This window comes from Modestobacter sp. SYSU DS0904 (assembly GCF_054051115.1).
Genome location: NZ_JBJHAQ010000056.1, coordinates 1 through 15,703, shown reverse-complemented (window position 1 = coordinate 15,703; position 15,703 = coordinate 1). Strand labels below are relative to the sequence as shown.

At 75.5% G+C, this 15,703-nt stretch carries 13 protein-coding genes; 7 read left to right on the top strand and 6 right to left on the bottom strand.

Annotated features, from left to right (window positions below; genetic code table 11):
* Positions 1-268 precede the first annotated feature (268 nt).
* Positions 269-1,729, top strand: coding sequence for an AAA family ATPase (locus ACI79U_RS20510; protein WP_457070727.1), 1,461 nt, complete (start codon positions 269-271; stop codon positions 1,727-1,729).
* Between the two features lie 82 nt (positions 1,730-1,811).
* On the opposite strand, the gene ACI79U_RS20505 is transcribed toward ACI79U_RS20510, so the two are convergent.
* Positions 1,812-2,558 (bottom strand): hemerythrin domain-containing protein, encoded by a 747-nt coding sequence (locus ACI79U_RS20505; protein WP_457070725.1) that lies wholly within the window; start codon positions 2,556-2,558, stop codon positions 1,812-1,814.
* A 252-nt stretch (positions 2,559-2,810) separates the two neighbouring features.
* Between ACI79U_RS20505 and ACI79U_RS20500 the strand changes: the two genes are divergently transcribed.
* Positions 2,811-3,824: an LLM class flavin-dependent oxidoreductase gene (locus tag ACI79U_RS20500; protein WP_457070723.1), complete on the top strand. Its 1,014-nt coding sequence runs from the start codon at positions 2,811-2,813 to the stop codon at positions 3,822-3,824.
* A gap of 84 nt (positions 3,825-3,908) precedes the next feature.
* On the opposite strand, the gene ACI79U_RS20495 is transcribed toward ACI79U_RS20500, so the two are convergent.
* Entirely contained in the window at positions 3,909-4,115 is a 207-nt protein-coding gene (locus tag ACI79U_RS20495; RefSeq protein WP_457070721.1) for a hypothetical protein, read from the bottom strand.
* 177 nt (positions 4,116-4,292) lie between these two features.
* On the opposite strand from ACI79U_RS20495, the gene ACI79U_RS20490 reads away from it, so the two are divergent.
* From ACI79U_RS20490 to ACI79U_RS20480, 3 genes are all read left to right on the top strand, one after another.
* The gene (locus ACI79U_RS20490) at positions 4,293-5,837 is read left to right on the top strand and encodes a DUF4407 domain-containing protein (protein WP_457070719.1); all 1,545 of its coding nucleotides are present in this window, start codon (positions 4,293-4,295) and stop codon (positions 5,835-5,837) included.
* Positions 5,838-6,116: 279 nt separating this feature from the next.
* Positions 6,117-8,861 (top strand): S8 family serine peptidase, encoded by a 2,745-nt coding sequence (locus tag ACI79U_RS20485; RefSeq protein WP_457070717.1) that lies wholly within the window; start codon positions 6,117-6,119, stop codon positions 8,859-8,861.
* A 211-nt stretch (positions 8,862-9,072) separates the two neighbouring features.
* On the top strand, positions 9,073-9,606 hold the full coding sequence (locus ACI79U_RS20480) for an NUDIX hydrolase family protein (RefSeq protein ID WP_457070714.1): 534 nt from the start codon (positions 9,073-9,075) through the stop codon (positions 9,604-9,606).
* Positions 9,607-9,647: 41 nt separating this feature from the next.
* Here ACI79U_RS20480 and ACI79U_RS20475 read toward each other — a convergent pair whose 3' ends face one another.
* The 3 genes from ACI79U_RS20475 to ACI79U_RS20465 form a co-directional block, all read right to left on the bottom strand.
* Positions 9,648-10,439 (bottom strand): ABC transporter ATP-binding protein, encoded by a 792-nt coding sequence (locus tag ACI79U_RS20475; RefSeq protein ID WP_457070712.1) that lies wholly within the window; start codon positions 10,437-10,439, stop codon positions 9,648-9,650.
* Between the two features lie 9 nt (positions 10,440-10,448).
* On the bottom strand, positions 10,449-11,321 hold the full coding sequence (locus tag ACI79U_RS20470; protein WP_457070710.1) for an ABC transporter permease: 873 nt from the start codon (positions 11,319-11,321) through the stop codon (positions 10,449-10,451).
* 129 nt (positions 11,322-11,450) lie between these two features.
* Positions 11,451-12,425 (bottom strand): ABC transporter substrate-binding protein, encoded by a 975-nt coding sequence (locus tag ACI79U_RS20465; protein ID WP_457070708.1) that lies wholly within the window; start codon positions 12,423-12,425, stop codon positions 11,451-11,453.
* A 302-nt stretch (positions 12,426-12,727) separates the two neighbouring features.
* Between ACI79U_RS20465 and ACI79U_RS20460 the strand changes: the two genes are divergently transcribed.
* Together ACI79U_RS20460 and ACI79U_RS20455 are read left to right on the top strand one after the other, a co-directional pair.
* On the top strand, positions 12,728-13,114 hold the full coding sequence (locus tag ACI79U_RS20460; protein ID WP_457070706.1) for a hypothetical protein: 387 nt from the start codon (positions 12,728-12,730) through the stop codon (positions 13,112-13,114).
* Between the two features lie 336 nt (positions 13,115-13,450).
* Positions 13,451-14,692: an MFS transporter gene (locus ACI79U_RS20455; protein WP_457072395.1), complete on the top strand. Its 1,242-nt coding sequence runs from the start codon at positions 13,451-13,453 to the stop codon at positions 14,690-14,692.
* A 78-nt stretch (positions 14,693-14,770) separates the two neighbouring features.
* On the opposite strand, the gene ACI79U_RS20450 is transcribed toward ACI79U_RS20455, so the two are convergent.
* The gene (locus ACI79U_RS20450; RefSeq protein ID WP_457072393.1) at positions 14,771-15,544 is read right to left on the bottom strand and encodes a thioesterase family protein; all 774 of its coding nucleotides are present in this window, start codon (positions 15,542-15,544) and stop codon (positions 14,771-14,773) included.
* Positions 15,545-15,703 lie beyond the last annotated feature (159 nt).

Genomic DNA, 15,703 nt, shown 5'->3' with positions numbered 1-15,703 from the left:
CCCCCCCCCCCCCCCCCCCCCCCCCCCCCCCCCCCCCCCCCCCCCCCCCCCCCCCCCCCCCCCCCCCCCCCCCCCCCCCCCCCCCCCCCCCCCCCCCCCCCCCCCCCCCCCCCCCCCCACGGGGAGGCGGTCCGGGCCGGCGGGCGGCGACGTGCTGACGGGAGAGGAACGGCGCCGTCCGAAAAGGGCTGTCGCGGCGGCGCCGGTGCTGGCAGGCTCCGCGCGACCGACCGGGCAGCGGGCCCGGGCGGGAGCCGGAGGTGACGTGGTGCAGCGTGGATGGGCCAGCTACACGCCGACGGGCGACCCGGTCGCACCGCCGTCGACCGACGGGCGCCCGCTCGAGCTCGCCGACCTGGGCAAGCTCGCCCGGCGCGGCGTGCGCGCGGTCACCAAGGCGGCCCGGGTCGACGACCAGGTCACCTTCGGCTCGCTGCTGACCGGGCACCTCGGCACGGGGGACGGCGGCGAGGTCGCCGAGGAGACCTGGCCCGGGTACCAGCACGTCAACGTCCAGGCCGGGCTGGACGCCTGGCTGGCGCAGGAGGGGCGCAGCAGCGAGGTGGTCGGCGTGCTCGGCTTCCGGCACCACCACTTCGGCCTGGCCGAGCTGCTCGTGCCCGCCGACCTCGGCCCGCACGGGCCGCGCCCGGGCACCGCTGCCACGGTCAACCTGCCGGCCGGGCCGGACGGCGCCACCCGCCCGTGCCTGCGGTGCGCCGTCGTCCTGGTCACCGAGGGCGACACCCGCACCGCCCTGCTGGTCCGCGGGGCCGAGCCGGAGAGCGGGCTGAACCACGTGTCGGTGCAGGCGCTGGGTGCCGACCCGGCCGCGGCCGCCGCCGCGCTGCAGGGCATCCGGGCGGCCGCCGACGAGCACAACGTGCTCCGCCGGCAGGTGCTCTCCTTCGGCCAGGAGGTGTTCGGGCACGGGCAGACGCTGCTGCAGTTCCACCCGCGGCCCCGGCTGGCCCCCGACCAGCTGGTGCTCGACCCGGCGACGATGGCGGTGATCGACCGGCAGGTGGTCGACGTCGCCCGGCACAAGACCCGGCTGCTCGCCGCCGGGCAGCACCTCAAGCGCGGGCTGCTGCTCTACGGGCCGCCCGGCGTCGGCAAGACGCACACCGTCCGGTACCTGGTGGGGCGGCTGACCGACACCACCGTCGTCCAGCTGACCGGCAACGCGCTGCACCTGATCGCCGAGGCCTGCTCGGTGGCGCGGGCGCTGCAGCCGGCGATGGTCGTCGTCGAGGACGTCGACCTCATCGCCGAGGACCGCGGCATGCACCCCGGCCAGCACCCGCTGCTGTTCCAGCTGCTCAACGAGATGGACGGGCTGGCCGAGGACGCCGACGTCGTCTTCCTGCTCACCACCAACCGCGCCGACCTGCTGGAGCCGGCGCTGGCGGCGCGGCCGGGCCGGGTCGACCAGGCGGTGGAGCTGACGCTGCCCGACCCCGCCGCCCGGCGGGCGCTGTTCGAGCTGTACCGCGGCGACCTGGCGATGGACACCAGCGGGCTGGACGACGTCCTCGCGCGCACGGAGGGGGTGACCGCGTCGTTCCTCAAGGAGCTGATCCGCCGGGCTGCGCTGTTCGCCGCCGACCGGACCGGGGAGGGCGCCATCGCGGTCTCCGCGGACGACCTGACCGCCGCCCTCGACGAGCTGCTGGACACCCGCAACGCGATGACCCGCACCCTGCTCGGCGCCGCCCCGACGTCCTGACCCCGCCCCCCCCCTTCGCCGAAGTGGCCACTTCGGCGACGGGGGCAGGGCGCCGAAGTGGCCACTTCGGTGACCGGAAGCGTCAGGCGGCGGGTGGGGCGCCGCGCAGCCGGACGACGGCGGCGCGGAAGTCGCGCCGGCCGAACAGTCGCCACGCGGTCCGCGCCGAGCGGGGCAGCCCCACCATCAACCGGGCCCGGTCACCGGCGCAGGCGTCCTCCAGGGCCAGGCCCAGGACGAGCATCTGCTCCCGGCCGGACAGCGGGTTGCCCGCGGCCCGGCTGATCGCCGCCCAGTCCGCCGACGTCAGGTGGCCGGCCACCAACGGCAGCAGCGTGCGCTCCTCGGCCGCGGTGTGCACCCCGACGGCGGCGGCCAGCCGGGTGCAGGCCCCGGCGAACACCTCCCGGGCCCGGTCACCCCCGCAGACCGCCCACTGGCGACCGGCGGTGGTCAGGTCCCGCAGCAGCTGGTCGATCAGCGCGGCCCGGGTGGACCAGGCCTGCACCTCGGCGTGGGCGTCCGCGCGCACGTCGTCGGGCAGGCCGGTGAGCAGCATCGGCCAGAGCAGGTCGCGTTCGGTGGCATGGTGCTGCACGACGACACGGGCCACGAGGTCGGCGTGGTCGGCCAGGTCCGCGGCGCGGCCGGTGTCGTCGGCCGGCGCCCAGGAGGTGAGCTCGGCGAGCAGCCGCAGCTCGCGGCGGGCGAGCCCGTGCAGCACGCGCTGGTAGGCGACGGCGGCGGTGCTCGGCAGGCGCCGGACGTCGGCGGGCAGGGCATCGGGGGTCGGGGCGGCCGCAGGGCGGGGGAGGACCGCGGCGGTCATGGCGCACCTTCTCCTGCTCGAGGTGGTTCGGACGCCAGCACGGTAGGGCGGGGGGATGCCCGCGGGACAGCCAATTCCGGGCCTGGCGGCGAAGATCAGCCCGAGGACGGGGGCGACACCCCGCGGGGGTCATCCCCAGGGTGGACGGGCGCTCACCCGTCCGGGGCTTCCGGCTGTCCGCGGTCGGTGTCGGCCACGGCCCCGCAGACCTGTCCGTGAACTGCCGGCGCGCCCCCAGGGCAGGATCGACGCATGCCCGCACCCGGTGACCCGCTGCAGCGGCTCGGCTTCCTGACCATCGGCCTGTTCGACGGCGCCGACCCGGGCCCCGGGCACGAGACGACGCTGCAGGTCATCGAGCTCGGTGAGCAACTGGGCCTCGACAGCGCCTGGCTGCGGCACCGGCACCTGCAGTACGGCATCTCCTCACCGGTCGCCGTCCTCGCCGCGGCCACCCAGCGCACCACCCGGATCGAGCTGGGGACCGCGGTGACCCCGCTGGGCTGGGAGAACCCGCTGCGGCTGGCCGAGGACCTCGGCACCGTCGACGTGCTGTCCGGCGGGCGGCTCAACCCCGGCGTCAGCGTCGGCCCGCCGATGCACTGGGACGACGTCAAGGCCGCGCTCTACCCGGACACCGCCGACCTCGAGGACCTCTCCTACGAGCGGGTGTCCCGGCTGGTGCGCTTCCTCGCCGGGGAGCCGGCCTCGTCGTTCGCCGGCCGCGAGGGCGTGGTCGAGGAGTGGTCGGACCGGGTCCAGCCGCACTCGCCCGGGCTGGCGTCGCGGGTCTGGTACGGCGGCGCGTCGCTGCGCTCGGCCCGGTGGGCGGGGGAGCAGGGGCTGAACTTCCTGACCTCGTCGGTGGTCAAGGCCGAGGGAGGCGAGGACTTCGCCACCGAGCAGGCCGCCCAGGTGCGGGCGTTCCGGGCGGCCCACCCGGCCGGCCGGGTGTCGCAGGGGCTGGTGGTGATCCCCACCGACTCGGCGACGGCGGAGCAGCGCGCCCGGTACGCCGCCTACGTCGAGGAGCGTCTCCCGCGCACGGCGGCACCGCAGGGGCCCGCGCGGCTGATGTTCGCCGCCGACCTGATCGGGACGTCGGAGCAGATCGCCGAGCAGCTCTACGCGCACGCCGGGTTCCGCGAGGTGTCCGAGGTGGTGTTCGCGCTGCCGTTCAGCTTCGAGCCCGCCGACTACGTGCAGATCCTCACCGACATCGCCCAGCACCTCGGCCCCGCCCTCGGCTGGCGCCCTGCCGGCTGACCGGCGGTCTCGCCGAAGTGGCCACTTCGGCGCGATCCGGACCGCGCCGAAGTGGCCACTTGGGCGCGATCAGGGCGCGTCGGGTCAGTCGGCCGGGTCGGCGATCCAGTGCCCGGTGTGCGAGAAGTCCGCGGTCGCGGGTCGTTGGCACGACGGGCAGGGGTCGGCGACCAGGTTCCCCTCCGCACCCAGCCGCTGGCGCAGCCGGCGCATGGACCGGGCACCGCCGGACAGGTCGGAGATCCAGCTGTCCAGCGCGTCCGCGGGCAGTGCGTGGTCGGTTGTGCTCATGGGGACGTCATCGGCGGACGGGGTGCCGGATGCAACCACCTGTGGCACGGGTGGGCCGGATGAGCTGCATGTGACCGGGCGGCGGCGCAGGCCACACCCGCCGGCGCCGGTCGCGGTACCGGACCGGTCGTGGGCGACCGATAGGGGTGGGGAGATCCCGGCGGAAGGAACCAACCAGTGCGCACCCGCACCCGTTTCGGCGACCGGCTGGCCGTGCTCGGCGGCGCCCGGCTCGACGTCCTGCGTGTCGCCCCCGGCGCCCGCGCCCGGCAGGTCGCCCTCGGCGGCGTGCTGCTGAGCACCGGCGCGCTCGCCGCGCTGTCCGCGGCCTTCGCCATCCACATGACCCTGGGCGCCTGGTGGGCGGTCGCCGCGGTGATCGGCCTCGGCTGGGGCCTGGTGATCATCAACCTGGACCGGATGCTGCTGACCGGCATGTCCCACGACCCGTCGTGGAAGCGGAACGTGGCGATGGCGCTGCCCCGCGTGGCGCTGGCCCTGGTGCTCGGCACGGTCATCTCCACCCCGCTGACGCTGCAGGTGTTCAGCAAGGAGATCGACACCACGATCGTGACGATGCAGGCCGAGGCCGCGCAGGAGTTCAGCCAGCGGCTGGACGCCGACCCGCGGTACGCGCAGATCCCGGTGCTGTCCGAGCGGATCGCCGAGTCGCAGGCGGTGCTCGCCGGTGGGCGCACCGCCGATCCGAACGCCGCACCCGCCGTCGTCGCCGCGCAGGCCGAGCGCGACGCCAAGCGCGCCGCGTACGACGCCGCGGTCAGCCGGTACGACGAGCTGCAGGCCAAGGCGCAGTGCGAGCTGGACGGCAGCTGCGGCTCCGGCCGGCCCGGCACCGGCGACGCCTACTTCTCCGCCGCGGCCGCCGCCGCGCAGCAGGCCTCGGCGCGGGACACCGCCCGGGCCGACCTGGACGACGCCGAGGCAGCCCTGCAGCGCGCCCGGACGACGGCGGGCGAGGAGGCGGCCAGCGCCGACGCCCGCGGGATCGCCCTGGCCCGCACCGACCTCGCTGCCGACTCCGCGGAGCTGACCCGGATGACCGAGGCCCGCAACGCCGAGCAGGCCGCCTTCGACGCGGAGAACGGCGAGAGCGACGGCATCCTCGCCCGGCTGGAGGCGATGGACCGGCTGAGCGAGGAACGCCCGATGGTCGGCGCCGCCCACTTCATGCTGTTCCTGCTGTTCCTCTGCATCGAGGTGCTGCCGGTGCTGGTGAAGGTGCTGCTCGCCTTCGCCCCGCCCAGCGCCTACGACCGGCTGCTGGAGGTGCGCGACGACGAGGAGATCGAGGCCGAGAAGATCCGGGTCGACGGGCGGCAGCGGGCCCAGCGGGCCCGGGCGGACCTCGTCGTCGCCGCGGAGACCGACCGGATGGCGCGGGAGATCCTCGAGCGGGAGATGGCCCAGCGCGAGGAGGCGGCACGCAAGGCCGCCCGCCGGCGCGCGCGGCGGCTGCCGCGGACGCTGCGCGCCATCTTCCCGGCCCGGGACGCCGCACCGGCCGTCCCCGAGGTCGTCGAGCCGACGCTGGACACCGGCGAGCTCGAGGCGCTGCTGACCGGCTCCTACGAGCCGGGGATGTACGGGACGGGCTCCCGCGGCGTCGACTCCCGCAGCGCCGACGCCGTCCGCCCGCAGGTGCCCGGTCCCCGGCCCGCCGCCGACGCCGTGCTGGCCGGAGCCGACGACACCGACCGCTGACCCGACCACCCGGCAGACCTGGCCATCTCCGCCCTCCTCGGGAGGGCGGAGATGGCCGTTCTCGTTCCCGCACGCGGGTGACGGCCCCGGGGCGCCGCCGCCGCGTACCCGGCGCACCCGCCGGTCCACCGTCCTCACCCGATCGGGTCATCCAGTGGCGGGACGCCGCGGTCGATGGAGCAGGGATCCCTTCATGAGGGCCCGGGCGAGAACAGAGGAAAGTCCATGCGGCGAGCCACGAGGCCACGGTGGGCAGCGGACGCGTCCGCACCGCGACAGATGAGCACCCGGGTGAAGGCGGTGGCCGTCCTGGCCGCGGCCGCCACCGGGTTCAGCGGGGCAGCCGTCGTCGACGCCCTGGCGTCCGGACGTCCCCACGTCACGGTGGCCGCCGACTTCGGCGCCCCGGGAGACGGGCTCACCCGCGTGGTGGCCCGGGCCTCCGGTGGGGAGGTGACCGACGCCCAGCTCGTCCAGCTGCGGGCCGTCCCCGGCGTGGTCCAGGCCCAGCGGCTCTTCGACGGATCGGCGTTGGTGGCCACCGACGGGCTCGGCCCCGGTGAGCTGACCGCCGTCGTGCCCGACCTGGAGATGACGATGTCGGCGGGCGGGACCGTCGCCGGCGCGACCATCACCGATCCGGCCTGGGCCACCTACGGCTGGAACCTGCAGAACAACGGCGAGAACGCCTACGGGCAGCCGACCTCGGCCGGCATCGACGTCGCCGCGCCGGACGGCTGGCAGGCCACCGCGGGTCGGGGCGTCGTCGTCGCCGTGGTGGACAGCGGGCTGCAGGTCGACCACCCCGACCTGCAGGGCGCGTTGTGGACCAACCCGGACGAGCCCTGCGGGTCAGCGGACTCCGACGGCAACGGGTACGCCGGTGACTGCCACGGCTGGAACTTCTACCGGCAGTCCGCCGACGTCACCAACGGCGGGCCGGCGAACAACAGCCACGGCACCACCGTCGCCGGCGTGGTCGCCGCGCGCGCCGGGAACGGTGTCGGCTCGGCCGGCGTCGCCCCCGACGTGACGGTGATGCCGCTGGTGGTCGGGTCCGGGATGTCGGTCGACATCTCGGCGGCGTCCCAGGCGATCGTGTACGCAGCCGACAACGGCGCGAGCGTCGTGAACGCCTCCTGGATCAGCAACAGCGGGCCGGAGATCCCGATCCTGACCGCGGCGATCGAGTACGCACGGAGCAAGAACGTCCTGGTGGTCGCGGCCGCGGGCAACGACGCCGGCGATCGTGACACCCACCTGCTGTACCCGGCCAGCCAGTCGGCGGACAACCTGATCAAGGTCGGGGCGAGCACCGCGGCCGACCGGGTGGCCGACTTCTCCGCCTACGGCGCCCGCACGGTCGACCTGTACGCGCCGGGGTTGTTCGTCTACACGACCACCAACGACGGCGGCTACGACTGGATCAGCGGGACCAGCATCGCCGCTCCGCACGTCGCCGCGGCCGCGGCGCTCTACCGGGCGAGGCATCCCGGCGCCACAGCCCTGGAGCTGCGTCAGCAGCTGCTCGCCGACACCGTGCCGGTCGCGGCCTACTCCGGACGGTCGGTCACCGGTGGACGGCTCTCGCTGGCGGGGCTGGGCCGCACGGCGGACGACGTCCGGTTCACCTTCTCCGGCATGGAGTCCGTTCCGGGCACGGTCGAGCCCTCGGTCGTGGTCGACGGCGACACCGCCGAGGGGGAGTCCTCGGTGACCCTCGGGCTCGGCATGGAGTTCCGCGGTGAGGTGATGGCCCTGGCCGATCACCCGATCACGCTGGACGGCGTGGTCGTGTCCACCGACGAGGGCGGTCAGGCCACCTTCCCGCTGGGCCGCCGCGCCAACGTCGGCCCGCTGGTGCTCGCCCCGCGGACGGACCTGGCCCAGGGCCGGTACGTGCTGCTGGTGCAGATGTCGGCCGACGGTCAGCCGGTCGGCCGCGCCCAGGCTGCGCCGCTCCTGGTGGGCGTGCCGGCGGCCGCCGGTCCGGACGACGGCGGGTCCACCCCGCCGGACGACGGGACCGCTCCGGTGCCGGGGACGACCGACCCGCTGCCGGGGACGACGCCGCCGTCCGAGGGCTCGGACCCGGCGTCGCCGACGCCCGGCACGTCCGGTCCGGACGGTGGGACGACGCCGCCGGCCGATGGCTCCGAGCCCGTCCCGGGCGCGTCCGATCCGCTCCCGGGCGCCACCCCGCCGGACCCCGGGACCGATCCCGTCCCGGGGACGACCGACCCGCTGCCGGGGACGACGCCGCCGGCCGGGGGCTCGGACCCGGTGCCGGACCCGGCCTCGCCGACGCCCGGCACGTCCGGTCCGGACGGCGGGACGGCACCGCCGGCCGACGGGGTCGACCCGGACGGTGGCACGACGCCGCCGGCCGGGGGGACCGATCCGGAGCCCGACCCGACGTCTCCGTCGCCCGGATCCGAGGACCTGCTGGCACCTGGTGGCACCAAGGTCTACCCGCCCACCGGGCCGTTCGGGTTGACGTCGATCACCCCGACCAGGGTCTCGGCGCTCGGCGGTACCGAGGTGACCATCACCGGCACGGCGATCCCGGCCGACCCGATCGTCCGGGTGGGTGACAGCGCCGTGGCGACGATCGTCAGGTCCTCGGGCACCGAGGTGGTGTTCACGACCCCGGCTCGGTCGGCGGGCACCTACGACGTCCACGTGATCGCCCAGGACCGGGTGACCACCTCCGTCCTGGACGACGGACTGGTGTACCTCGCCGTCGACGGCAGCGGGTCGCCGGGAGACCCGGACGGGTCGACCGATCCGTCCACCGATCCGGACGGGTCGACCGATCCGTCCACGGATCCCGGCGGGTCGACCGATCCGTCCACCGACCCGGACGGCACGGAGCCGCCGTCGGGGACGGACCCGGTGGCGGTGCCGCGTGAGTTCACCGGCCCTAACGGTGAGCGGCTGGTCCGGTCGGAGCTCTTCGCGTCGCTGGGTCGGTCGATCTGGCTGGTGAACTGCACGACGACGTGCGGCGGTCTGGCGGTGTGACCCGTCCGGCCGCTCTCCTCGGCCCGCTCCGGTCCGGCTGACCCGGACGACCTGGTGCCCCCGTCGCGTCGCGGCGGGGGCACCGGTCGGTTGCGGGGCGTCCGTCCCCGGGCGCCGTCGCGGGGGCGCGTGGCCGTTCCCGTCCCCGACGTGAGTGACGGCACCGACCCCCTGCGTGCCGGACGGCGCTCCGTCGGATAGACAGACGGGCATGACCGAGGTGACGAACAGTCCTGGCGCCAACTGGCTGTCCCGGGAGGAGATGGACGCCGCGCGGGAGCGGCTGCCGATCCTCTACGTCGACGCGGTGCCGGTGCGGGTCGACGACCACGGCGTCGTCACCTCGGTGGGGCTGCTGCTGCGCATCGGCGAGGACGGCCAGGTGAAGCGGGCGCTGGTGTCGGGCCGCGTGCTGTACCACGAGCGGGTGCGCTCGGCCCTGCTGCGGCACCTGGAGAAGGACCTCGGCCCGCTGGCGCTGCCCCGGGTGCCGCCCGCGCCGCAGCCGTTCACCATCGCCGAGTACTTCCCGACCCCCGGCGTCACCCCGTTCCACGACCCGCGGCAGCACGCGGTGTCGCTGGCCTACGTGGTGCCGGTGGAGGGCGACTGCGCGCCGCAGCAGGACGCGCTCGAGCTCACCTGGTTCACCCCCGACGAGGTGCGCGAGCAGACGGTGCTCGCCGAGCTGGCCAACGGCCAGAGCGCCCTGCTGATCCAGGCCCTGGCCCACCTCGGCGTCTGACCCCCCTCTCTTCGCCGAAGTGGCCACTTCGGCGAAGGTGATCAGGCCGGGACGGGCGCGGTGTGCACCAGGTCGGCGATCTGCCGCTTCACCGCGTTGAACGCCGGGGCGGTGACGTCCCGGTCGGCCAGGTCGACCGGGACGACCGCCTGCACGTGCCCGGGCACCCCGTGGGCGGCCCCGCCGGTCATCACCACGACGCGGTCGGCGAGGAACACCGCCTCCTCGATCGAGTGGGTCACGAACACGACCGTCGTCCGGGTGTCGAGGTGGATCCGCTTGAGCTCGGCCTGCAGGTCGGCACGGGTCAGCGCGTCCAGCGCGCCGAACGGCTCGTCCATCAGCAGCAGCGCGGGGTCGTTGGCCAGCACCCGGGCGATCGCCACCCGCTGCTGCATCCCGCCGGAGAGCTGACCGGGGTACTTCCCGGCGAACCGGGTCAGCCCGACGGCGGCGATGAACCGGTCGGTGAGGGCCGCGACCTCCGCCTTGGGCAGCCGCTTGCGCGCCGGGCCGTAGCCGACGTTCTCCCGCACCGACAGCCAGGGGAACAGGCCGTAGTCCTGGAAGACGACGCCGCGGTCGGGCCCCGGCCCGGTGACCGGCGTCCCGCCGACCTCGACGACGCCGGCGCTGGGCCGCTCGAAGCCGGCCAGGATGCGCAGCAGCGTGCTCTTGCCGCAGCCGCTCGCGCCCACCACGGCGACGAACTCGCCCGAGGCGATGGTCAGGTCGACGTCGGCCATGGCGGCGACGCCGCCGGCGTAGACCTTGCTCAGGCCGGCGATCCGGACGTCGGCGGTGCGGCCGGCGGAGAGGTGCTCGGTGTCCATCGTCGGCTCCTACTTGATCAGCGGGCGGTCGCGGAACAGGACGCGGAAGAAGAGCGTCAGCAGCCGGTCGGAGACGAACCCGGCGACGGCGATGCAGATCATCCCGACGACGATCTGGTCGGTCTGGACGACGTCGCGGGCCAGGAAGATCGTCGAACCCAGGCCGGTCGGGACGCCGGTGGTCTCGCTGAGCACGAGGATCACCCAGGCCAGCCCGAGGCCCACCCGCATGCCGTTGACGATCGCCGGCGCCGAGGCCGGCAGCACCACCCGCAGCAGCGTGCCGGCGGGTGAGGTGCCCAGCATCCGGGCGGCCTCCAGCAGCCGTTCGGGCACCTGCCGCGCGCCGCTGATCGTGCCCAGCACGATCGGGAAGAAGGCCGACAGCGTGATCAGGAAGATCGAGGCCTGGTCGCCGTAGCCGATGAGCAGCGCGACCAGCGGCACCCAGGCGGTCGCCGGGATGGGCCGGAAGAGGTTGATCATCGGGTCGAACAGCGAGTTGACCGTGCTGAACCGGCCCATCAGCACCCCGAGCGGGACGGCGACGACCGTGGCGAGCGCGAAGCCGGAGAACACCCGCAGCGCGCTGGCGGGGAGGTCCTCCCACAGCAGGCTGCTGAACGCGTCGCCCCGCGTGCCGGCGACGTAGTTGACCAGGCCCTCGGCGACGTCGGCGGGGTAGGGCAGGAACCCCATCCGGATGCCGAAGGGCAGCTCCCACTCACCGGCCCGACCCACGTGCCACAGCAGCAGGAAGAGGACCGGCACCGGCAGGCCGAGCAGCACGGTGCGCAGCCGGCCACGTCGTCGGCGGTCGGGCTCGGTGGGGACCGTGGGGGCCGCGGCCTCCACGGGGACGGTGGCGACGGTGGTGCTCATGCGGGTCCTTCCTCGCGGGTGCGGGCGGGGGGGGGGGGGGGGGGGGGGGGGGGGGGGGGGGCGCCCCGCCCCCCCCCCGTCCCCCCCCCCCCCCCCCCCCCCCCCCCCCCCCCCCCCCCCCCCCCGAGGTCACTCCGCCGGGGCGAACTGGGTGTCGACGATGTCGGTCGCGGCCGGCGCCTCGTCGATGAGGCCGAGGCCGGCCATCTCGGCGGAGAGGGCGTCGACCTGCTCGAGGTACTCGTCGCTCAGGTCGGCCCGCAGCCAGAAGTTCTCCAGCGCCGACTCCAGCACCTCCTGGTCGCCGCCGAACTCCGCGACCATCCCCGGCAGCCACTCCTCGACGTCGCCGGCCATGTACTCGGTGGTGGCGGCGTGGGTGTCGACGACCTTCTGCACGAGCTCGGGGTCGTCCTCGATCAGCTGGCCGCTGGTGGCCAGGCCGATGTTGACCCGCCCGATCGGGGTCGCGTAGGGGTCGCTGATCTCCGCGGCGCCGGCCGCCTCGGCCAGCGAGACGCCGATCTCCACGCCGAAGAACGCGTCGATGGAGCCGCTGGCCAGCGCCGAGGACATCTCCGGCGGCGGGACGCTGACCAGCTCGAGGCTGCTGGGGTCGATGTCGTTCTCGGCCAGGATGAGCCGCATCGCGACCTCCGGGGCGCTGCCCTGGACGTAGCCGACCCGCTTCCCGACCAGGTCGGCCACGGTGTCGATGTCGCCGTTGCCCAGGAAGCCCCAGCCGCCGTCGGCCGCCGACGCGACGATCTTCAGGTCCCGGTCCTGGGCGATGGAGGAGATGGTCGAGGTGACGCCGGTGACCGCGAAGTCGACGTTGCCGGAGGCGAGCGCGTCCGACAGCGACGGGGTGCTGTCCAGGACGACGACCTCGAACTCCACCCCGTCGACCGCGTGGTCGGCGTACAGGAACGGCGCGTAGAAGTGCGGCTGGCCGCGCAGCGTGCCGATGGTGACCGTCTGCGTCTCGCCGCCGGCCGACCCGCTGTCCGCGTCCGCGGCGTCGGAGCCGCAGGCGGCGAGGGAGAGGACGGTGGCGGCGACGGCGGTGCCGGCGATCGCGCGGCGGACGGCGGAGTGGGTCAACGGGGCTCCTCGGAGGACGGCGTGCGGTGTCGGCCAGGACTCAACGGGCCGTCTGCGCGCCGTCCGTGTCCGCGCTGTAACGAGTCCGTGAAGTGACCCTCCCGTGACATCCGGGCGTCCCGTCCGCCCCACGTGGCGCCCCACGTCGCGTTCGACGGAGCGGGGGACGGCGGGCCGGGCACCTACATCGCAGTGAGTGCTCGAACACGCTGCGTCGATGTCCACGCTTCCACGGATGCGTGGCGGTCTCGGAACCGCGTCGGCCCCTTAACGGCGGCTGTGTGGCCGTTCACGATCTGCGCATGACGTCAGCAGAGGTGGTCGGCAGCCGGGTCTCCCGTCGCGAGCGCGCCCGCCTCCTCGTCGTGCTCGACGGGGTGACCGGTGGCGCCGGCGAACTGGTCCGAGCCCTGCGGGACGCGGCCCGGCAGGAGGGCAGCGTGCTCGCCTGCACCGTGGTCCACCCGCGGGCGGACGATGTCGAGCGGGGCCTCGCCCGGGCGGCACTGGCGGCCCAGGTGGCCCACGCCGAGGAGCTGACCGGGGTGCGCGGGCGCACCGAGACGGCGCTGCTCGACCCCGCGGTCTTCGAGGCGCTCAGCGGGACGGCGCGCGGTGGGTCGCTCGTCGTCGTCCAGGAGCACCGCCGGCGGGTGCTGCGCTGCGCACCACTGCGCACCCCGGCCTGACCCGGGCAACCCCCTTTTGGGGGGGGGGGGGGGGGGGGGGGGGGGGGGGGGGGGGGGGGCGGGGGGGGGGGGGGGGGGGGGGGGGGGGGGGGGGGGGGGGGGGGGGGGGGGGGGGGGGGGGGGGGGGGGGGGGGGCTCACAACGCCCAACCCGGGCCTGAGCGGGAAAACCCGTTTGGCGACTGTGGGGCTTATGGGCCGAAACAGCAGGCCCCTCCAACTGGCGAGCGACCCGGCGACAGCGGCTCTCGTCGGCTATCGTCGTGAGGTTCCCGTAACCCGTGTGTAACTACCTGCTTGTGGAGCAAGGCGGCACGCCCGATCCGCAGCAGAGGTCATGTTCCACACCCGCCGCGCCGGCAACCCGCTGATCCAGCACGCCGGTCTCTCGTACTTCCCGCTCGCGTTCATCGCCCGGCTGCCGTTCGCGATGATGACCGTCGGCGTGCTGACCCTCGTCGTCGCCGAGCGCGGCTCGGTGACCCTCGGCGGCCTCAACTCCGCCGCCGCCGGCATCGGCACCGCGCTCGCCGGGCCGCTGCTCGGCGCCGCCGCCGACCGGTTCGGCCAGCGGCGGGTGCTGGTCCCGGTCGGGCTGGTCAACGCCACCGTGCTCGGCGCCTTCCCGTTCGTCGTCGCCGGCGCCACCCCCGACCTCGCGCTCCTCGCGCTGTCGGTGCTGATCGGCGCCTCCGCGCCGCAGATCGCCCCGATGTCCCGCACCCGGCTGGTCGCGATCATCCGGCGGAAGGTCGCCCCGGCGCGCCGCGAGCGGGTGCTCAGCTCGACGATGGCCTACGAGTCCGCGGCCGACGAGACGGTCTTCATCGTCGGCCCCTTCCTCGTCGGGCTGCTCGCCACCGCCGTCGCCCCCTGGCTGGCGATCGCCGGCGCCTCGGTGCTCACGTTCGTGTTCGTCACCCGGTTCGCGCTGCACCCGACCGGGCGGCTGGACCCCGGCACCGCCGAGTCGGCCGAGGTGCCGGCGCCCGCCGGTGAGCTGGCCCGGTTCTCGCTGCTCACCGTCGTGGCCGGCACGCTCGGCATCGGCTTCTTCTTCGGCGCCACCCTCACCTCGCTCACCGGTTTCCTCGCCGCCGACGGCAACGGCGACCAGGCCGGGCTGCTCTACGGCGTCATGGGCATCGGATCGGCCGCGCTGGCCCTCGGGTCGGCGGCGTTCCCGGCCCGGTTCAGCCAGCAGGCCCGGTGGCTGACGTTCGGGGCGCTGCTGCTCACCGCCGCGATCGCCTACGCCGGCGCGCGCTCGGTCCCGGTGCTCGTCGTGGCGCTCACCGTGCTCGGCTGCGGGATCGGCCCGACCCTGGTCAGCCAGTACAGCCTCGCCGCGCGGTTCAGCCCGGTCGGCCGCTCGGCGACCACCATGACGATGCTCGGCTCGGCGGTCGTCGTCGGCCAGGCGGTCGCCTCCGCGGTCACCGGCCTCGTCGTCGACCGGCTCGGCGCGGACACCGGCCTCGCGCTCCCCGCCGTCGCCGCCGCCTTCGTCGTCGCGGCCGGGGTCGCGCACGCCGCGTCGACGGCCCGCGACCAGCGGCTGGAGCCGGTCCCGGCCTGACTTCGCCGAAGTGGCCACTTCGGCGAAAGTGCGTGGCGCGACCTTGTCGCCGAAGTGGCCACTTCGGCTGAACGGGGGTCAGCGGGCGCGGACGAGCAGCGGTTGGGAGACCTGGCCGATCTCGCCGCGGGCGTCGGACAGCGTGCCCAGGCACAGCCCGATGCCGTCGGCGGCGATCGAGGTGCGGCAGGACAGGTGCACCCACTCGCCGTCCGGCTCCCGGGTGAGGTGGGTGGTCATCCCCGGCGGGATGGAGAACCAGCTGCCCAGCGGCAGCTCGACGGAGATGCCGTTGGCGGCGTCGGCGGCGATCAGCGTGCGGTCCAGGCCGGTGAGCTCCTGGTCGGCGACGAGCGGGACGCGGACCCGGGTCCAGACGTCGGCCGGGCCGGGCTCGTCCGGTGAGCCGGCGGTGTAGCGCCAGTCGAGCGCCTGCCCGAAGCCCCAGTCGGGGTGGTCGGGCAGGAACTGGCTGTTCACCGCGGGGACGGCGGGCGGCGGGCTGAGCTCGGTGACCACCGGCGGCGTCGGACCGGTCGCGATCGACCAGACCCGGGCGACGGCGACGGTGCGGCCCTCCACGGTCATCGCGGCCTCGGTGAGGGCGATCCGCCGGCCGGGGCGGACGGCGGAGACCTCGACGGTCAGCTCGCGGCGGGGGATGGCGCCGAAGAAGTCCACGCTGATCCGGGCCGCGCGCAGGCCCTCGCCGGTGACGCTGCCCGCGAGATGTGCCAGCAGCGCCGACGGCGGCCCACCGTGCTGCGCATCGGGGTCCCAGGGGCTCTCGGTGGCCCGGGTGGGGGAGAAGCGGTTGTCGCCCAGCGGCAGGTAGAAGGCCTCGAAGTCCACGCCCGGCAGTCTCGCCGACCCACTCGCCCGGCATCCGCGCGGTGGTCCAGCCTGTTCCGGGTCGGGCCCCCCGGGGGGGGGGGGGGGGGGGGGGGGGGGGGGGGGGGGGGGGGGGGGGGGGGGGGGGGGGGGGGGGGGGGGGGGGGCGGGGCCCCGGGC